Source organism: Microcoleus sp. PH2017_08_TRC_O_A (assembly GCF_020738665.1).
Classification (GTDB): domain Bacteria; phylum Cyanobacteriota; class Cyanobacteriia; order Cyanobacteriales; family Microcoleaceae; genus Microcoleus.
This window is the reverse complement of sequence record NZ_JAEQCE010000019.1, coordinates 20,666-41,465: the sequence shown is the minus strand read 5'-3', so window position 1 is coordinate 41,465 and position 20,800 is coordinate 20,666. Positions and strand designations below refer to the sequence as shown.

13 protein-coding genes are annotated in these 20,800 nt (G+C 44.6%); 4 read left to right on the top strand and 9 right to left on the bottom strand.

Annotation, left to right across the window (positions count from 1 at the left end; all coding sequences use genetic code 11):
• Positions 1-370 precede the first annotated feature (370 nt).
• Positions 371-1,975: a hypothetical protein gene (locus JGK22_RS08130; RefSeq protein WP_293312661.1), complete on the top strand. Its 1,605-nt coding sequence runs from the start codon at positions 371-373 to the stop codon at positions 1,973-1,975.
• 122 nt (positions 1,976-2,097) lie between these two features.
• Positions 2,098-3,066 carry an arsenosugar biosynthesis arsenite methyltransferase ArsM gene (gene arsM / locus JGK22_RS08125; RefSeq protein WP_293269653.1) on the top strand — a complete coding sequence of 323 codons (969 nt, stop codon included), beginning with the start codon at positions 2,098-2,100 and terminating at the stop codon, positions 3,064-3,066.
• Between the two features lie 286 nt (positions 3,067-3,352).
• Here arsM and JGK22_RS08120 read toward each other — a convergent pair whose 3' ends face one another.
• Together JGK22_RS08120 and JGK22_RS08115 are read right to left on the bottom strand one after the other, a co-directional pair.
• Positions 3,353-4,165, bottom strand: coding sequence for a MerR family transcriptional regulator (locus JGK22_RS08120; protein WP_293205728.1), 813 nt, complete (start codon positions 4,163-4,165; stop codon positions 3,353-3,355).
• A 154-nt stretch (positions 4,166-4,319) separates the two neighbouring features.
• Entirely contained in the window at positions 4,320-4,475 is a 156-nt protein-coding gene (locus JGK22_RS08115; RefSeq protein ID WP_293205726.1) for a hypothetical protein, read from the bottom strand.
• A 110-nt stretch (positions 4,476-4,585) separates the two neighbouring features.
• Here JGK22_RS08115 and JGK22_RS08110 point away from each other — a divergent pair, with 110 nt between their 5' ends.
• Positions 4,586-6,226, top strand: a complete 1,641-nt coding sequence (locus JGK22_RS08110; protein ID WP_293224570.1) for a thioredoxin-like domain-containing protein — start codon at positions 4,586-4,588, stop codon at positions 6,224-6,226.
• Positions 6,227-6,402: 176 nt separating this feature from the next.
• On the opposite strand, the gene JGK22_RS08105 is transcribed toward JGK22_RS08110, so the two are convergent.
• From JGK22_RS08105 to JGK22_RS08075, 7 genes are all read right to left on the bottom strand, one after another.
• Positions 6,403-7,068, bottom strand: coding sequence for a polysaccharide deacetylase family protein (locus tag JGK22_RS08105; RefSeq protein WP_293176807.1), 666 nt, complete (start codon positions 7,066-7,068; stop codon positions 6,403-6,405).
• A gap of 449 nt (positions 7,069-7,517) precedes the next feature.
• Positions 7,518-13,262: an AAA family ATPase gene (locus JGK22_RS08100; RefSeq protein WP_293190070.1), complete on the bottom strand. Its 5,745-nt coding sequence runs from the start codon at positions 13,260-13,262 to the stop codon at positions 7,518-7,520.
• Positions 13,263-13,504: 242 nt separating this feature from the next.
• Complete coding sequence (locus JGK22_RS08095) at positions 13,505-13,795, bottom strand: hypothetical protein (protein WP_293176811.1); 291 nt, start codon at positions 13,793-13,795, stop codon at positions 13,505-13,507.
• A 170-nt stretch (positions 13,796-13,965) separates the two neighbouring features.
• Entirely contained in the window at positions 13,966-15,384 is a 1,419-nt protein-coding gene (locus tag JGK22_RS08090) for a tetratricopeptide repeat protein (protein ID WP_293176813.1), read from the bottom strand.
• Between the two features lie 161 nt (positions 15,385-15,545).
• Entirely contained in the window at positions 15,546-16,445 is a 900-nt protein-coding gene (locus JGK22_RS08085) for a tetratricopeptide repeat protein (protein ID WP_293176815.1), read from the bottom strand.
• A 370-nt stretch (positions 16,446-16,815) separates the two neighbouring features.
• A complete protein-coding gene (locus JGK22_RS08080; protein WP_293176817.1) occupies positions 16,816-17,598 on the bottom strand; it encodes an SAM-dependent methyltransferase in 783 nt (260 codons plus the stop codon).
• Positions 17,595-18,974 carry an AAA-like domain-containing protein gene (locus tag JGK22_RS08075; RefSeq protein ID WP_293190068.1) on the bottom strand — a complete coding sequence of 460 codons (1,380 nt, stop codon included), beginning with the start codon at positions 18,972-18,974 and terminating at the stop codon, positions 17,595-17,597. The genes JGK22_RS08080 and JGK22_RS08075 overlap by 4 nt, the downstream gene beginning before the upstream one ends.
• 534 nt (positions 18,975-19,508) lie before the next feature.
• Between JGK22_RS08075 and JGK22_RS08070 the strand changes: the two genes are divergently transcribed.
• The gene (locus tag JGK22_RS08070; protein ID WP_293190066.1) at positions 19,509-20,654 is read left to right on the top strand and encodes a sigma-70 family RNA polymerase sigma factor; all 1,146 of its coding nucleotides are present in this window, start codon (positions 19,509-19,511) and stop codon (positions 20,652-20,654) included.
• Positions 20,655-20,800: the final 146 nt, after the last annotated feature.

Here is a 20,800-nt window from a genome sequence, read left to right as displayed (position 1 = left end):
GCTCCTTTTGAGGGAGTTTTATGAATTATAAGCCTGCTAGAGAAGTATTAATCGCTTGTTAACAATACTTAAAAAAGCCTCAATTCTTGATGCAATTACCCCCTTTAATTTCCACAGTCCCTCAAAAAAGTCAAGGGGTATTGCCATTAAGTTTACAAAACTCAAAGATAAAGCAATTGAGGAATACTCATTTATAGAGAGATGTTTAAGAAAATGGCTGGGGCAGTTATTAGTGGGATCGGATTGGTTGCCGGCACAGCCTGAATCCGCGACACAGGGGGGCCCCCAATTGCCGATCGGCAATTCGGCAATACTAAATTCAGTTTTGGGCTATAGTTCCCTATGAGAAGGCTTCTAGGAGTATAGTTGCGTGATTGGCATCAATTGGCAGAGAACGGTTGCAGGCAGGCTGCTGGCATTGTTTGCAGCAGCAGTATTGATTTTGGGTGTAGCAAGTTGTGGCGCGGGCCATCCCTCCATGCCCAAATCAGGAAACAAGAGCGGCTCAGCTACCGCCGAGGTAAACAGAATCTCAGAGGTTTCTCCCCCAGAAGCCATTCAACAACTGCGTCAGGCTCTAGAAATTTACCAGCCTCAAATAAGTATTTTGAATCCAAAACCTGACGAAGTGCTTCAGGATATAAATGTGTCTGTTAAGTTCCAAGTCAAGGACTTCCCCATTTTCAAAGAGGCCAACTTGGGTTTGGGGCCCCACCTGCAAGTTTTATTAGACAACCAACCTTATGCAGCAGTTTACGACATCAACCAAACTTTAACGCTCTTTGACTTAAAACCCGGAACCCATACGCTGCGGGTGTTCGCAGCTCGCCCTTGGGAAGAAAGCTTTAAAAACGAAGGTGCTTTTGCCCAAACCACCTTTCACATTTTTACCAAAACAGAGGACAACAATCCCGATCTCACATTGCCCCTATTAACGTACAACAGCCCGCAAGGCAGCTACGGGGCAGAACCCATCCTGCTCGATTTTTACTTGACAAATGCGCCTTTGCACCAAGTGGCTCAAGAAAATTCCCAAGATGACATACTCGATTGGAAAATTCGAGCCACAGTGAACGGGGAAAGTTTCGCGATCGACCAGTTGCAACCTATATATCTTAAAGGATTCAAACCCGGGAAAAACTGGGTGCAGCTAGAATTAATCGACGAACAGGGAAATACCGTCAAAAACGCCTTTAATAATACAGTCAGACTGATAGATTACCAACCCCAGGGGCAAGATACTTTTTCTAAATTAGTGCGGGGCGAGATCACAGTAGCAGAAACTCGCGGTATAGTCGATCGTACCTACCAAGTACCAACCCCAACACCCGAACCAACACCCGAACCAACACCCGAACCGACACCCGAACCAACACCCGAACCGACACCGACACCTGCATTAGAAAAAACACCAGTAGCCGAACCCTCACCAGCGGTTCCAGAAACCCCAGCTACCGAGCCGAGCTTAGAGCCAAAAGTTGCTCCCGTTCAAACAATAGAACCGACACCAACAGCAACCCCCCAACTCGAAGCACCAAAACTTGTAGAACCAGTTCAAGTCATAGAACCGACACCGACACCGACAGCAACCCCACAGCTAGAAACCCCCAAAGTTGTGGAACCACTTCAAGTCATAGAACCAAAACCAACAGCAACCCCAGAGTTAGAAACCCCCAAAGTTGTTGTACCCGTTAAAATAATAGAGCCAAAACCAACACCATCTCCCGAAACACAAAAACAAGAATACAAAGGATACTACAATCGGTTCCGCAACTTTTTGAATCAAGTTACCGAACCTACCGATCCTTCAGTACAGACAGCCCTGCCAGAAATAACAGACAAAGCTCCTGTGCCTAAATTAGTCGCTCCTGCCATACCAGAAGCATCTCCCAATCTAATAGCACCAGCGCCGTCAGTTATCGATCCCCAAAGCGCCGAATTAGAAGTTCCAGAAACAACAGTTTCCAAACCATAAAACATACCCAAATCCGAAGAAAAAGTCGAATTTGAAACCTAAAAAATATTTCAGAATTCATCTGCGTGCATCAGCGTAAATCCGCCTACATCTGCGGTAAAAAAAACTCAGGGAAATCGAACATGACCTATCTCGAAACAGCAGCCAAATTTTATAGCGACGTTGCCGAAACTCCCCAAATTGGACTGTGCTGCGTCCAAAGCAGTCCCTTGCAACTCCCAGGATTAAAAATTCCCGAACAAATGCAAGAAATGAACTACGGCTGCGGCACCACCGTTCACGCCGCCGAACTTGTCGGAAATCCAGTCGTGCTTTATGTCGGCGTCGGCGGCGGATTGGAAGCACTGCAATTTGCTTATTTTTCTAGGCACAATGGATCGGTTATTGCCGTCGATCCGGTTGCAGCAATGCGAGAAGCGGCTGCACGCAACTTGCAAATTGCCGCCCACGAAAATGATTGGTTTGACGAGAGTTTTGTGGAAATTATAGAAGGCGATGCTTTTGCGTTGCCGGTACCGGATGCTTCTGTTGATGTTGTCGCACAAAATTGCTTGTTTAATATCTTTGAACCTGCGGATTTAGCTAAGGCATTAAAAGAGACCTATCGGGTGTTGAAGCCAGGGGGCAGGTTGTTGATGAGCGATCCGATCGCAACTCGCGCAATTCCGCAGCATTTGAAAGACGATCAGCGCTTGCGGGCTTTGTGTTTGTCGGGTGCTCTGACATACGCAGAATACGTTCAACACCTTGTAGACGTGGGCTTTGGGCAAGTGGAAGTCCGGGCGCGCCGTCCTTACAGGCTGCTGGACAAACACAATTACAAATTGGATGCGGATCTGTTGTTAGAAAGCCTCGATACAGTGTCCTTTAAAGTGGACATCCCCCCGGATGGCGCTTGCATTTTCACGGGCAAGACGGCGATTTATGCGGGGTCTGAAGAGCTGTTTGATGACGGAGCAGGTCACGTTTTGCAGCGAGGAGTTCCGGCGGCGGTGTGCGATAAAACGGCTGGGAAGTTGGGGGGATTGATGCCGGATAAGGTGTTGATTACTGATTCGACTTGGCACTATAACGGCGGCGGTTGCTGTTAGGAGAAAAAACGGCGGTTTAAACTGCCGTTTTCACAAAGAAAGGAAAAACTGCGGTTTTAACCGCAGTTTTCACCAACAAAGTCCACTCGCAGCGGACTAAATCGTGCCAATTTAAAAAGGTCTTGTTACAAACAAGAGTGTTGGGTCAGAATTTAGCTTCGCTATATTTCAATACCGTTTACTTAAGAGCGCCCTGGGGTAAAATCCTATGAAAAATAGATACGGAGATTGCTTCGTTCCTCGCAATGACAATCTTAAGTAAACCGTATTGCGCTATATTTGACGATCAGACTTTTTCAACAGGAAACTGAATTTCAGTTACATAAGATTCATTATCCTGTTCCTGCCCTCCTTGGATGTAAACCTCTCGATTTGCCCCAACAATCCGATAACCGTTGTTCTCTATCCAAGTGAGCAAATAGTTGTAAGATTGGGTAATTGTATTGTAACTCCCGTGATGAATAGCGCAGGCAGCCCGATCGCAACCTGGTAATTCGTACACTTTAATGCGATCGCCTTCTGGCAGCAACTTGTCAACAGATACAATCGCTTCCGCATCTACATCGCTTTCTTTGTATCCAGCATCGTGCCAAATAGCAAGACAATAGTCTCCCAGTTTGACTTCGTTTCGGTGCAGATAATCGTACAATTCGTTAAACAGCGATCCAACTGCTGCATACTTGGGTAAAGTTTCCCGAATCGAAGCAACGGTTATGGGTTGAATGGTTTTCAAAATTACTTCGTAATCTGGCATATCGTCCTCCTGTTCAATTTGTCTTAAACGAGCTTCTACTCTTGCCAATCGTGCGGTTTCTCCCTGAATGTGTTGCTGGAGTTCAGCTTGTTTCAGGCGCAACATTCCGCGAATTTGCACAGGCGAAATTTTGTCGTCTAGCAATGGCAGAATTTGTTCTAGAGAAAATCCCAAATCCTTAAACGCTAAAATGCGATTTAGTCTTGGCAACTGGCTGGCTGAGTAGTAGCGGTATGCGGTATCATAGTCTACTACAGTTGGCTTGAGCAGTCCCATGCGATCGTAGAGTCGCAGTGCTTTGATTGACACTTGACTCAACTTGGAAAAGTCGCCTATTTTTAGCATTTTGGGTGCTCTAAACCTCTGACTTTTCTAGTAAACACTCTCCTCTAGGGGCAGAGTCAAGGATTTTTGATTAAATTTTTATATTTTAGGTAAAGAGGGATTTTTTGAGTATTTATATAGATAACAATATTACTGCGATCGCGTATTATTGCCATTACACGGGGAACCGCAGAATGTCAATCTGTGGGTTAATGCGATCGTAAGTGCGATCGATCAGCATAAAATTAACGGAGTATTGGTGATGCTGGAAAAGTATTCTATGCGACAAAATAAACACTGAATCTCTCTCCCCATCTTGTGCGACAGCCATCTAGCCTGTGCCGAAAAGCCCAGATTTAACCAGCTTTTCCCCATCCTCCCAAACTTCTCGCTAAATTAAAGAAGTGTAAAACTTACTCAGCCCGCACCAAGGAGATATCCATGCCTCGCGTCAGAGCACCAGAATTCCCCGTAAAGTACCCCTGGTTGAACACCGAAAAACCTTTATCCATTGCATCCTTAAAAGGGCGCGTCGTCATCCTCGACTTCTGGACTTACTGCTGCATCAACTGCTTGCACGTCCTCCCAGACTTAAAATACCTGGAACAAAAATATAAGGATTCCCTGACGATAATCGGGGTTCACTCGGCTAAATTTGAAAACGAAAAAGATGTAGAAAACATCCGCCAAGCTATCCTCCGCTACGATATCGAACATCCCGTAATCGTAGACAGCGGTATGAAAGTTTGGCAAAGCTACGCGGTTCGCGCTTGGCCGACTTTAATGGTGATCGATCCAGAAAGTTATGTCGTCGGCTTTGTTTCGGGCGAAGGCAATAGAGAAGCACTAGATCAGTTAGTTGGCAAGTTAATTGCTGAATACAAAGATAAAAATGCGATCGCCTTTCAAGAACTTCGCTTCAGTTTAGAAAAACAGCGCAAACCTGTATCAACTCCCCTGGCTTTTCCTGGTAAAGTGCTGGGATTTGCGATCGCGCCAACGGAGGCAAAACAGCTTCACCAACATGAGGCGCTGTTGGGCGAAATGACTGAGGACAGTCAATCTGTAGATGAAACTGTACTGCCCGGGCCTGCTAATTCAGTTATCCAAAACTTGGTCGGTTCTTGCTTGTTTATTGCCGATTCGGGACACAATCGAATTGTTGTCAGCAGTACCGAGGGTGAGATACTGCACGTCATTGGTACTGGGAAACCGGGTTTGACTGATGGCAACTTTGAAGAAGCTGAGTTTTTTGCACCTCAAGGTATGGCTTTTGATGCAGAAACTCAAATTCTCTATGTTGCTGACACGGAAAATCACGCTATCAGAACGATCGACTTTACGACTCAAAGGGTGCAAACTGTTGCTGGTACTGGCGAACAAAGTCACGAAATTGCTCCCCGCAGCGGCAAGGCTTTAGAGACGCCATTGAATTCGCCTTGGGATTTAGAAAGAGTTGGCGATCGACTTTTTATCGCCATGGCGGGTTCGCACCAAATTTGGGAGATGCAGTTAGATACTGGTACGATCGCCACTTACGCAGGTATTGGTCGAGAATCCTGTGTTGACGGTAGTCTGGCGGAATCTGCTTTTTCTCAGCCCAGCGGCCTGTCTACGGATCGATCGGAGTTGTTTGTCGCTGACAGCGAAATTAGTTCGATCCGCGCCGTCGGTATCGATGAAGACCCGAAGGTACGCACTGTCTGCGGTAGCGGTGAATTGTTTGGTTTTGGGGATAAAGATGGTCGCGGTGAGGAGGTGAGGTTGCAGCACTGTTTGGGTGTTGAATACGCTCAAAATTACCTCTGGGTTGCTGATACTTACAATCACAAAATTAAGCGAATCGACCACCGGGGCGGTACTTGCATGACGATGATTGGAGATGGTAAAGCTGGTTTGGTAGATGCTAAAGGTCTCAAAGCTCGATTTTTTGAACCTTCAGGCTTGAGCGCTATCGGGTCTCATTTGTTTGTTGCTGATACGAACAATCACGTGATTCGGCGAATTGAGTTGGATACTTTGGAGGTCACAACTTTGGATTTTCACAGTTTGTGTGCGCCGGATGTTTGTCTCCCTGATTGATCCGAAATGTTGATAATAGACCTCTTGCAAAAAAAATCACGGAGTTACAATTAAAGGTTTTGAGTTTTAGACCTGAGAGCTAACTCATAATTGTAAAGTGCTGATCTAACCTGCAATCTGCTCCACTTAAGCCAAACCCTTCATTATAGCATAAAATTATTTTGCAAGAGGTCTAATTATTTCAACAACTCAGAAACAGTTTTAAATTGATAACCTTTTGATTGCAAAGACTTGACAATTATCTCAGTTGCTAATACGGTTTTCGAGCGATCGCCTCCGCCGTCGTGCATCACCACAATCGAACCCGATCGCACATTGTTAATCACCTGATTTGCGATATCCTCTACCGTGTGAGTTTTCTCATAATCTTGAGAATCCACATCCCACATAATCAGTTTTTTGTGCATTTGGGCAAGTAAATAAGATAAAACTACAAATCTCCGTCCCCAAGGTGGCCGAAAACTAATACTATTTTGCTTAACGCCCAATTCCTGCAAAAGTTTGTCCGTTTTTTCAATCTCAGACAGCAAATATTCCCGGGGTTTAAACATCATATCCTTATGAGAGTAGGAATGGTTTGCCAACTCATCGCCCCTCGCCACAATCATTTTGACGATTTCGGGATGTTTCTCTATATTGCGGCCGATTTCATAAAAAGTTGCTTTAACTCGATAGCGGTCTAAGATATCTAAAAGTTGATTTGTATAGGGAGGATAGGGGCCGTCGTCGTAGGTAAGCGCCACCACTTTCTCTTGAGTATCGGCGCGGTTGATGCCAAAATAATTGTGGAATTTAGTAACGTTAATCAGTAGCGATGCTGCAAAAAATAACGCTATTGTCAAAAGCAGAAACTTTTGTAAATTTTTACCTATTCGCATAACTGCACGCACTCGATTGGGAAGAAAAGTGAATGGATCGGGACTTACGCATCAAAACCTTCATAAACCGGGTTTTTGCCGTTGTTGCCGGCTGTAACGCCTCTTCGGGTGAAAAAACAGGTTTCCGAGCGGCCGTGCGTAAGTCATATTGATGTCAGATTATAGCACGATCGAGGGCAGATTATTCTTAACATTATATAAAAAAGTATTATCTTCGCAGTGAGGATTGTCTGCTGATATTTTATAATTGTTCAAACAGAGATTGCAGGTAGATTTGAGATTTTTTGCTTAATTCTCCTGAATTTTCTGCCCTAGATCTACCGGGTGCAGCGACCTGTGCAAGGCAAATACGTGTGTAGGGGCGAAGCATGACCGCAGAAAATATGGGATTATAACTAATAACTTATATGCGGTCATGCTTCGCCCTCTTCAAAAACCAGATGCACCCGATCTATCCCTTCTACCCAACGTTCGTCAAATACCAATTCATAAATACGGTTATTCACTTGGAGATAACCCTCTCGCTTGACTACTAAACCCGACATCAGCAATTCCGTTTCTACTGGACTATCAACAGCCACAACCTGTCTTTGATGTAAAATTTTTCGGTAAAGTTTTAGCAGTTCAACAGCACGCTGTTTATCTTGCAATAGACGATCGCGAATTGTCTTCAAATGCTCTGGTTGATCTTGCGATTCCCAATTTTCTATGATGTGCGATCGCACCAACTCCTCCACATAAGTTGCTTCATTGTTAGTGGGAATAGGAGAGTCAGAAGTGCAAATCAGTTTGCAGACTTTTTGGGTGAGAAAAGGCTGTCCGGCTGTCCAGGCGATTACTTCTGTAAGTAGCGTTTGCGGATTTGTCACTCGTTTCGTTAATCCTTGCAGTAAGGGTTGAGCTTCATGCGCTTGAAAACCTTTGAGTTGAATTGCTTGACCCACATTAAAGGGAGTAGATTTTCTATCTTGAATTAATTGAGAAGGAGTAGCCACGCCTAACAAGACAAAATTCAGACGCTGATAGTCAGAACTATCAGCACGTTTGTTATAGAAAGTTCGGATGAGGCTAAAAAATACACTGTTGTCAAACTGAAGATCGAGGACGCTATCTATCTCATCTATGAAAATAATAATTCTTTCAGAAATATTGGCTAACAATACTTCATTGATAAATTCTGACAAACGTTGGACGGGCGATAATAATTCGCGTTCGCGCCACCAAGTACGGATATTGACTTTATTTAACAGATGCAAACCACTAACTAAAAGGTAGGCAAAGCCTGCGTACCACTGATCTAAAGTGCTCTGAGGACTGCTAATTACAGAAATATCGATCGCGGTACAAGCAAAGCCTTCTGCTTGCAGCTTTTTCATAATTTGTACTCGCAAGCTGGATTTGCCCATTTGTCGGACATTCAGGATGTAACAAAGCTGGCCCAACTTTAAAGCTTTGTATAGGTGTCTGTCGGCCGATCGCACTACATATGTAGGTGCATCCATTGGCAAACTGCCGCCAACTTGGTAATCGAAATTAGGCGGTTCTTCCGCACTCCTCAGCAGCGCATTTTCTATTACTAATTCGGCTTGAGTTGCTTTGAGAATTTCTAGGGTGTGCGACAATTCTTGGGTGCGTTCTTCTACTTTTTTCTCCAAAGTTTGGTTGTAATCTTCTAATTGTTCGTAAAGATTTGCATTTTCAATGGAGATGGCGGCTTGAGAAGCAATGATTTTTAAAGTTTCGACTCGTTGGGGGGTAAATGCGCCGATCGCCAGATTATTTTCTAAGTATAAAATGGCAGTTAGTTTGCCTCGATCGAGCAGGGGAATGCAGAGGATTGATTTGGGTTTAGTGGCGGTTATGTAAGTATCGCGGGTAAATTGTCCTTCGGCGGCAGCATTATTTAATACTACATTTTCGCGGCTGCGAGCGACGTAGTTAACTATGGCGGTTGATAGCAGGGGAATTCCGGTTGCGGGTTCGACGGCATCTACCGGAATGGATTGCAGAATTGTGCGATCGCCCTCTACTGCTGCTGCTGCTTCTATAACCCAATTCCCGCCTCGATCCAGGATGAGAAAACCTGTTTGGGCACCTGCATTTGCGATCGCAGTTTGCATCACCTGGTTTAACAATTGTTTGAGGACGATTTCGCCGGAGATAGCTTGGGATGCTTTCAATATGGCGGCAAAATCCAGCACTTCGCCCGATTTGTTACCTGTTGTAACCCGATCTTGCTGATTGTCTCGGGCATCTGTTCGAGTTGAATCGATCGACTGGAGTGCTAAAAACTGCGGGTATCGCGCTTCCAAATCTTTTACCTTAGCCATAGCCCCCCAGCGCTGATAGGCGTAGTGGGCATCTTGCAAGTAGTGACGGGCAATATGATTTTGATTTCTGGCTAAATAAAACCTGCCAGCCAATTCGTAGGCGAGGGCTTCTTCGTTGAGATATTCGTTTTCGCGGGCTAGGATGATGGCTTTGTCGTAATATTCTCTGGCATCTTTATCGTTGCCTAATACGCGCGCGAGTTCCGCTTCGACTAGATAAAATTTGTGCAGGTAATTCATGGGGGCCTGCTTTGCCCATGTGTCCATTTTTTCTTGTTTGGCAGCAACCTTTGTCAGGATTTCTTCTCTTTCCGTCTCTGAGGAATTAGGATAAAGCGCCAGTCGCGCTAACATATCATACAAACAGACAGCAGGGAGAATAAACGAGGAACCTGCATTAGCTGAGTATTCTTCAAAGCTGTCTGCATTCTCAACAGCTTGCTGAAATTCCTCGAAAATATAACAGAGGATAACTTTATGTGAATAAGCGTGCATGAGTGCAGTTCGATCGCCACCTGATAGATGAAATGGTATCATCTTTTCTTCATCGTATACTTCACCAATCAAACGGCACGGATTGTCTGCTTGTCCCATCAAGTTCAGGATTGCCTGCATATAGATTTGAGTCCAATGAAGGTACGCTTCCTGCTGAGTTTGATAAGTAACTTCAAGAACTTTCGCCATCTCTTTCTTGGCATCGCTCAACTCTGCACCGCTGAGGTACAAAGAATAGGCATAGAGACTTCTAGCACTAGCAGCATATTCAAGATCTCCAGTTTCTATCCCACTGTGATAAGCTTCCATGCAAAAAGAAGATGTATCTCTGAGAGGTTCACGCCAATGCCTGATATAGCCCTGATACACCACAGAAATTCTTGCTTTAAATATTCTATCTTTGAATCGTTCTAGTAACTGCAAAGCAAGTTGACCGAACTGATAGCCAGCGTCAAACTCTCCCGAGCAGCAGAGGAGCATTCCGTAACCTACATATGGAAAAGCAGAGCCAGCAGAATTACCGTGCTGAATCGATAAATTCACCTGCCGACACCAATTTAGCAAGCTCAGTTGATTGATTGCTATGAACGCAGGACCAAATAAATAGTTCATAATCCGCATAGCTGCTACTTTATACGGAGCGGTCATTTGCGGTAAGTCGATTAGTTCCTGGATTTGCCTGCCTGCTAAGTCAGATTTTATCTGCTCCATCTCTCGTGTCAGATCGGATTGGTTCGGTTGTTTCGGTAATTCTACTCCAAGTAATTTCAGAACCTCTAGCCCAATGTCGATCGCCTCTAAAAATTTAATTTGGGCGCAATAAGCTTGCATCTTGACTTCATAGACTTTTACTTTGTCTAACAGGGTTTTGGCTTTTTGCAAAACTACCTCAGCTAAGCGCTCCATTTCATCGTAGTTGGCAATTGTATAAGCTACTTCTGCTGTTTCCAAATACAAATCTAAGGTAAGGTTGTACTGCTGCGACCAACTCTTTTTATTTAACAAAATTAAGCCTGTCTGAAGGTAATTGAAAGCTGCTTGGCTGGCCGTTGAAGATTTGGCTTTTTTACCTGCCTGTAAATTAAATCTAGCTAACTGGTATCGCTCTGTTTGTCGAGCTATTAGGGCGCGGCCTTTGTTCAACTGATTGACAATCTCAAATAGCTTCTGTGCCAATGCTTCAGATGGTGAATTTTGGAGTAACAACCTGCCCGCACGCAGGTGTACTGACTGTCTGTCTGCTTCGGAAATGAGAGAGTAAACTGCTTGTTGAATGCGATCGTGGGCAAATTTGTATTCTGCAACTAACCCCTCGGACAAACCTGCTACCTCAAATTCCGCCAACTGATAGGCACGGCTGAGGGGCAGGATGAGGTCTGATTGCAGTGCCGATCGTAAATCTGTTGCTGTTGCTTGGAGAGATTTTTCATAGATAATTGCCAGCGTTTGCAAATCAAACTGATTCCCCACGCAAGCTGCTAATTTTAATACTGCTTGAGTGGCTGTCGGGAGTTTTTGGACATTTTTTACAGTCAGATCTAAAACGTTATCTGTCAGGGATTGCGCTTTGATTTGTTTTAAGTCCCACTGCCATTTCTGAGCTTGGTAGTTAAAATGCAACCATGCTTCAGAATGCAGGAATTTTAAGAATTCATTGATAAAAAACGGATTGCCACCAGTTTTTTGCAGGAGCAATTTGGCAAGCGGTTTAGCATTTTTTGAGTCTGCAAACAGCGTATCGATTAAAAGTTGCGTAATATCGGTCAAGGATAAAGGTGCCAGCAATATTTTATTAACTGTTGTTACTTTGGCTTTGGCAATTTTTTCCAAAATTTGAGTGAGTGGATGCGCCTCAGTTACTTCATTATCGCGATATGCGCCCATGAGAAATAGATATTTATTTTCTGCTAGTGTCATCAGCAGTTGAATTAATTCCAGCGATGCTAGATCTGCCCACTGCAAGTCATCTAAGAAAATTACTAGCGGATGTTCGGGCTGAGTGAATATATTAATAAATTTTTGAAAAACCAGATTAAAGCGCTTCCTCTGTTCTGCTGGTGGCAATTCTGGTAGGGGTGGTTGCGAACCAATAATGAGTTCTACTTCAGGAATAACTTCCACGATTGCCCCGCCAATTTCCCCTAATGACCCTTGTAACTTCTCCCGCCACTGGCTAATTTGCGCGTCACTTTCTGTGAGTAACTGCCGTACTAATGAACGAAATGCTTGAATTAAGGATGCGTAGGGAGTATCTCGTTGAAACTGGTCAAACTTACCAGCAATAAAATAGCCGTGTTGGCGAGTCAGCGGCTTATAGATTTCCTGGATTAATACTGTTTTTCCAATCCCGGAATATCCCGAAACCAGCATCATTTCCCTGGCTCCTTCGCTGACTCGATCGAAGGCGGCTAATAGGGCAGAAATTTCCCGCTCTCGCCCGTACAGTTTTTGCGAAATTTGAAATCGATCCGAAATATTGTGCCGCTCGATCGGGAAAGGGTCGATTTGCTCTTTAGTCTGCCACTGCCTGAGACATTCTTGTAAATCTGCCTCGATATTATATGCTGACAAGTAGCGTTCCTCAGCATTTTTTGCCATTAATTTCAACACGATGGTCGAAATAATTGGTGGAACTTCTGGTTGGAGTTCGTGTGGTGGGAGAGGTTGTTTGGCAATATGACAGTGCACTAATTCCAAAACATCATTTGTAGGGAAGGGTAACTGTCCCGTTAGTAATTCATAAAAGGTTATCCCCAGCGAGTAAAAATCAGTGCGGTAATCGATCGATCGATTCATGCGACCTGTTTGTTCTGGCGAGATATAAGCCAGCGTTCCTTCTAACACGTTCGGGTTGCGAAAGGTTGGATTTTCTCGCGACAGGGTTGTTGAAATTCCAAAATCAATTAGCTTCAGCTTGCCTGTTTCCCGCTCGAAAATAATATTTGAAGGGTTAATATCCTTGTGAACGATATGCTGCTGGTGAACCTGACCGAGAATGCCAACAATCTCAATTGCCAGGTGGAGAAATTCAGCAATTGTAAATTGCTGCTTAGCTATCGTCCTATTCAGGGATTCGCCGCCGAAATCTTCTAACGCAATTACCCACTGATTGTCTAGGTGTTGCAAGCTGTAAACATCGATTACTCCCGGTAAGTTAATGTTTTGGGTTACTTCATACTCTCGCTTGAACCCGGCAATTTGTTCCGGTGAAGGATAGGCTTGTTTGAGCATTTTGAGGATAACAGGCCGATTGTCTGCTTGCCGGTATCCCCGATAGACTAGCGAGTTACTGCTCTCGTGCAGTTTTTCAGTAATTTGGTAAACATTCTGCATAAGTTAGGTGTTTGTATGTTTTTATGATAAAAAAACCGCAACAAGTGCGGTTTGAGTTTGTGAAATATCAATCCACTTTTCCAATTGTAGAAAATTACAGCACTTTTCATGTAAGTGATGCACGCAGAGAACGCAGGTAGGGACACGGCACTGCCGTGTCCTTGCGAGGATTGTTCGATAGACGGGCCTACATCATCAACCTGCAATCTGCTGTATGAGCGATTTGACCTCAAGATCGCATTTTAGTTCAAGTCCGAGTTAGAGTCGGGTTCGGGGTCTTGCGATGGAGAAGGAGGAAAGGGATCTGGATCTGGCAAGGGATCTGGTCCGGGATCGAAAGCAGTAATGGCAAGCGGAACTCGTTCCCCTGCAAAGAGTGCGGTGATTTTAGCGTTTTCACCGCTCATTATTGCGGTTTTTTCTGCTTCAGGTAAACCCACCCCGTCCGTGAAGGAACTGGGGTTATCCATGAAAGCACTTTGTTTCTTGGTGTCAAGCGCTAAATCAGTTAATAAATCCAATAGGTTACTCATGGGATGTTCTCCTAATCTTAGATAGTGAAAAACGAAACTTAAATTGTAGGTTGGGTTGAGGAACGAAACCCAACATTTTTCGTGAATTTGTTGGTTTTGCTACGCTTAACCCAACATACAAACTAGATCCCCCTAAATCCCCCTGATTGTTGGGGGACTTTGAGTTACTTCTAGTCCCCCCATTTGGGCAGGGCGGTTTCCTTAAGGTTGAATCCTATGCCATCGTTCAACTCTTTAACTATGCTTTTTCTGTCTGCATCTGAGAACACTGGAGTTTGGTAAAGCCTTTCTATAAAGACGTAAGGAGCGATAGTCAATGCCAGCTCTCGATAAGGCCTTGCCGTACCGATATTACTGTCTTTTCCGAGAATGTGGCTTAATTCACTAAGTAAGAACAGAACGTAGGTACACATCTGGATCTGTGCAACGTTTTTCCACAGCCATAATTGCGAATTTTCTCTCACACCTGATTTCTGGTTGTTTATCACATCTTCCAAAATCAGCTTTTTTAATTTATGTCCCTCCTCGGCTTGGTTATATATCGATTGCAACTTCTCGATTGTAACTGACGGTTCCGGAACGTTCATTTGATTCCGCAACACCTTTTTACAGATTTGCCAAAAATCCTCCTCTAGATCTTCAAAAAATCGATCCAATTTTCTTTGAAGTTTTTCAATCTCATCTGGTGTTAATGCCTGCCCATCCTGTTTTTCCTGCTTTTGTTTTGTGTCAACTATGGTGAGAATTAGCTTAGCTATTAAATCACCAGGACGCAGAATCAAAGCTTGTTGGAGAAAAGCAATCGCCCTCAGGTAACATTTTTGTTTCTCATGTGGGTCTTCTGTTTGCTTGGTCAAATAAAAAAACAGAAATGCGTGTTCGTAAAGATTTACCCTGCTGCTTTCTAAGAAGGGAACGGGAAAAGAAGAGTTTTGCAGAATCTCAAAATTCGGAGCTACTACAGTCTCAACTTCCAAATCGCAGAATGAATCTTTGTATTCTTGAGCCAACCTGTAAACGGTCGATCGCATCCCCCACGCCCAAGCATATGTAGGCATAAGTTCGAGCGCTCTGTTAAGGTATTGTAGGGCCGTGTCTTTGTTTTGTTGTATGACATCCAGTCCTGACAATTTTCCTTGACTTAATGCCGGAGTTACCAACTCATTAAGTAATTGAATGATACCGCTCGTTATATTCAGCCGATAAGTTGCTCCCAAGTGAGCTAATGCCCACTCGTAGGTGCTATCTGCTGGTTCTTTACCATCAAGCGCTTTTTGAAAATGTTCGATCGCCGAGTCAATGTATTTCTTTCGCCTGTTCTCTGCAAGTGCCCAGAGACGATAGGTTTCACCTAGCTGTGCGTGAGCCCAGAAATAATTCTTGCTCTTGCCGATCGCCTTCTTTAAGCACTCTTCTGCTTTCCCATAATCCATCAACTGGCAGTAAGTTGCTCCTAGATGAGCATTAACCCAAGCATCGTTTGGAGCTTTTTCTAGGAGTTGTTTAAAAATCTCGATCGCCTCGTCATAAGCCCCTGACAACCGAAAAGTTTCTCCTCTTTGAGCATTCGCCCGAGCTCGTTCGTTCATCTGCATAAAATCCTCCTGAAATGTTACTTACTGAACTAAATAAGGGGTTATTCGTGGGAGAGGGCGGGTTTATTTAACCTGTTCGCTACGTTTAAATTCCTTGGCGAACCAGCCCTTACAGGTTATCGACTTTGCTGCAAAATTTCGGTTTTTGCAAACACTTAACTTGCGAGCAATGCCAGAGTTTTCGGGTGATCCCGCCACTCCAACCAAGCCGGATCGTGGCCGACTAACTCAATGGCTTCATCATTAATCGGAATAGCTTCCTGCAAATACTGCCATGCTGGTTCGCAGTTACCTTCCAAAATTTCTAAGCCACAGAGTCGGTACAGAATATCTCCCCGATCGCCAGTTTCCCATTGAGCAAGCAAAGCCGTTCGCGTTCGATCGATTTCGCTTTTTGCCGCCTCCAATCCCTGCCAGCGCGCCTTAGATATTGCGATACAGTACAAAGCTGTAGTATCGTCAGCAACCTCTAGCAACCTTTGTTCGCAACAGGCGATCGCCTCAGAATATTGGCCGTCATAGCAAAAGATTAATCCTTTCTCAATCAGCCAATTTTTCCCACCAAAAATGGTTTTGTCAAAGGCGACTGTTCGATCGAAATCAATCAGCGATTGCTTGTAGCACTTCATCAATTCATAGATGCGGCAGCGATAAGCCAGCGCCCAAACGTAATCCGATTGATGCTCGATCGCCCGATCCAGATCGGTCAGTGCCTTTGTGTAGTATGCTTCTCCCAGAAAGCGGTAAGTTACGCCTCGATGCGCGATCGCCCAATTATAATCTGGGTTCAGTTCGATGGCGCGGTTGAAATCTGCTAGAGCCTCCTCATAGCGTTTCATCAGATAATAAGTTTCACCTCGGTGCGCGATCGCCCAAGCACTGTCAGCCTGCAACTCGATCGATCGATTAAAATCCTCTAGCGCTGCTGCAAAATGTCCTGCCAGTCGGCGATTTTCACCGCGGTGAGCCCAAGCCTTAGCATCCTCAGGGTTTTGTTCGAGCGATGGGTTGATGTCATCTAAAGTTTCGCGATCGTTAGAGCGTGTGGGAGCCATATTTCTCTCCATTACATAAGTTTTTTGACATGGTTTTTTGTCTATATTTTCATAACAATAAGTTATGAAAATAACTTATCACATTTTTTTGATTCTCGCGCACAGTTAATAAAAATAAATTTTTTCCTGCCCGAGCGAGAGAGCGCACAAAAATGTATTCTTTGTTAGTTTATTGTTAGTTTATTGGCAAATTAAGCACTACCAACTTCATAAAATGTTGCTACAAATATGAGCGATCGAATAAACCTTCATCGATCAAACACATCTACTAACTGTAGCAATATTTTCTGATAGCTGAGAACTATCAACTATCAGGGCAGGCACGGGGGCCCCCCCTCCGCTTCGCTTCGCCCCTACCAAATGTCAACTGTCAACTGTCAACTGTCAACCCCAACCGTGCCATCATTTCACTGTTTACAGGTGCTGGCGCTTGAGGCGGAACGTAAAGTGTCGAAACTAAAGTAACGCGAATTCCTGCCAGTTTAGACAGAGGAATATGCTGGATAACTGGCTCGCAAACCGGATAATAAACTGCTGCTTCGTAAACAATTATTTCGTGTTCAGAACCATAGTATGTTTCTAACACTTCAGCTAACACCGTTAGGCCGCGCAGTTGGCTTTCTTCCCGATAAAAACCCAGATTGCCGATCGTCGCAATCTGCCACAAAATTAAAGCACTGGTTGGGTCAAATTTACGCTGCCGAATCAGAAAGTCAGTGGCTTCAAAACTTTGACATCCGTTGCGCCCTGGGTCAAGACCCAAGTCAGCAAACAAGCAATCTTCCGCTGAAATTCCCGGTAACATTTGCGCCCTAAAACCTTCACGACGCGCCTGTTTAATCGCTGCATGGGTGGGGTCAGCAAAAACGCCCGGATGACCGTAAAAAACAGCACACACATTCAATCCCTGACGAACTTCAGCCAAAATGCGATCGACCATCTCCCGATATGTCTCTCTGCGCCGCTGATTGTCGGTATTGTAAGGCAGGGCTTGGGCCGTGGCGTTGAGTGTATGCAGCCATTTTCCAGTAATCGGGTCAGCTACAGCGAACAAAACCTTGTCGGCTTGCTCGATCGACGCCTTTGCAGCTAAGGTCAGATGACCAACCAATTGAATCCCGGTACCAACAACAGTTAAAGAACCCGTTTTCAAACGCAACCTCCTCCAATGCTACTGAATCGATAGCCAAAATACTCCCAATACAACTGGCAACTCACCGCCGCCAGATTGCCTTGTAAATTTACCAACCCCATACCTTCCAACTTAGAGGCCTCCACTAAACCCAACTCTACAGGTATACTGCTTTTCACCACTCGCACAAAGGCTGCTAGCAATTCAGGCTCCTGTTGTAGGTTCCACAATTCTCGTTGTAAGCGATCGCTATAAATTCCCGCTGCAATACCAGAGGTTTGCAGCACTTGCTCGGGAGTCACATCTCCGAGCCCAATATGATAAAGAGCTAATCGTATTAAATAGGGATTTCCGTTTACCAAAGCCACCAGTTGTTTAGCATTTTCAGCAGACAAATCCAGTCCTTGCCGTTTGGCTAAATTCTGTACTTGCTCGCTATTGAATGGTGGCAGTCCGATCGGTAGCCCGACATTAAACGGCGATCTATTCGCACTCAGCGGAATATATATCTCAGCCGAGTGCACTACGACTAACCGCAGTTTTCGCCAAATTTCCCGATTCTTTGCTTCCTCGTGCCAACTTCGCAAAAGCCCGAAAAAGTCGCTCGCCAGGTGGGAATAGGGAAACAAGCGATCGATATCGTCTAAAGCTAAAACTATAGGCTTATCTGTTGCAGCCAGCAGATACTCCTCAAAATACATCTTGCAACTAAGCTGACTGCCAAAAAGTTCATCCCAATATTCCGCCATCTGATTTTCCAGTTGCAAACCCAAACCGACGTTGGCACAAAACCACCGCAAGAATTTATCTAAATCTAGGACGATTTCTCTATCTGCTAACTGAAAATTTATCGCAATCGTTTGATAGCCTTGCTCGGCAGCTTTCTCTAGAATCCTTGCCATGAGGGAGGTTTTCCCCATCCGCCTGGGAGCTTGGATGCGGATTAGCGCTCCCGGTTGCAAAATTGTCTTGTAACACTGAGATTCAATTGGCTGACGCTCCACATAAAAAGACGAATCCAGGGGAACTTGGCCTAATGGTAATTCCAACTCTATGTCTTTTTCTGGTTTGGGCGGGGTATGGGATGCTTTAACCCCGTCACTCTGAGGAAACACCCTGGCATAATCACTGGGCTCCAGAATCAGACTAAAAGCGCTGAAGCACCTTTTTAGCGTGTTGCGATCGACACCAGCTTCGCGAGTGTATATTTTCATCACAGTATTCACAGCTAACCGCGTGCGATCGCTTATTTGTTCCAAAGTATACCGATTCCCGCTATTTTGCTCGAATTCTGCCTTTGTTTTGGCTGCCTCTAATTTCTCTAATCCTTGTAGGGTAAGGATTACACCGCGTTGGCGCTTATCTTTTTCTTTGTGTTGAGCTTGTAACACTATCATGTGATGATGATTGATTTCCCAAGATTATAAAAATTTTATCAAGTTAAGCAACTTAGCAGTTAGATAGAAAAACTTACAAATGCGCCAAACCCTAGCTCCGGGGGAGTTTGGTTAATTGCCGATCGCAAATCTTAAGTTGCGATCTTAAATAGCTAAATTTGAGTGGTGCGATCGGTCTCGGCAGTGCAAAATGATACTGTCTGGCTAGCCAATATTATTGGTAAGCCTGAATTAAACTGCGATCGGGTAAAGCAGGTAAAACTGCTTCTACATCCGGCCTATGAAAATTTAGCGTGTAGTTTTACCGAATATTTAGGGTGCTTTACTAAACCCTGGTGTTAAGAAGCAGCTTTGATGGAAAGATCGCGGTGGTGACTACTAACCGCATCCTCAAAGAACACTTGAAGCTTACAACCAGAACAATCGTTACTCATCGCTCTGTCTTTCCTCAGTGGAAAGGCTCGGATTGTCCTTGGCAAAAACTGTCGGGCAGTTGAATTATTGCAAAACTTTTATTAACTTTAGGTATTAGAAATGACATCCTGTTCTCAATCATTTACGATTTCAAAGCAGCGCGATTGCTCGTTAGATCTAATCACAACTTTTTGGCAGCAATGGCAACAGTATCGAAACTCTCTTTACCGTTGCTGTATCAAGTGGATGGGTGGGAACTTTATTGATGCTGAAGATGCACTTAGTCGGGCGATGCTGAAAGCTTGGGAAAAGGTGCAAAAGTATGCAGCGGGCGAAATTGCTAATTTTAAGGCTTGGTTGACAAAACTGACTCATAACCTCTGCATGGATATTTATAGAGAACGCAGTCGGGGTGCGAATCGAGTTGAGGATATAGAAGCGATTCCACAGAAACAAGGACTGGTTTCCTTTGAGCATACGCCAGAAATGGCATTGGAGGCCCACGAGCAAAAGATTGTGATTCGCCGTGCAATTGATAACTTATCGATTAGGCTGCGCGAGACGTTTATCCTGCACTTTTATGGGGAACTTTCTCATCAAGAGATTGCCCAACAGCAAGAGATTTCCTACCAGAATGTCTGCAAGCGGATTTCCCAGGCGCGGAAGATTTTGCGAGAGGTATTGAGGGGATATTTTATCGGAGAGGAGAGGGCGGATACGGATAAATCTGTTCCACCGACAGCAACGGAATCGGCAATTGGGGAAATGTCCCAAGGGAATGCAGCAGTTGAAGCGATCGCAGGTGAGACGGTAGTTTCAGTTGCAGTGCAGAAAGTGGAGACTGTGGTGAGTGAGGAATTAATTGAGGTAGTGCGATCGCAGCAGCAGTCGAAGTCGGATTCTGTTGTAGCGACTGCTGACGGGAGGCTATACCAAATCCGGGTTAAAAACCCCTTGATTTTTGAAGATGGGGAGAGGGCGAGATCGGGGAATGGGGAGAAATTAGCTCGCGAACTAAAAAAGGGGGTGAGTAACCCGGATTTAGTATTATACCAATTTAATTTTATCGGCAAACAGATAGTAGGAGCATTCCCCCCGTGGCTGAATTGTTTAGGAGGCATCAGGCGGGGCAAATTACTGGAGAATTTGTGCGATCGTCCCTCTCTCCTCCTGTGTAATGTATTTCATATTTTCACTCCCTTGTCAAGAGTCTCTCAGGAATCAAGATTAGGCTTCGTTTCTTTTGAGTCAAAATTCAGAAACTGATTAGTGTCATCGTCCTTAAGGTATAGAAATGGATACGCAATCAGAGCTTTGGATAGCGACTATGAACTGCGAAAAATTCAACAAATCGCACTGTTCTATTTTGCCAGTATCCCGGCTATACCCCTTATCGCCTTTTGCAGGAGGCA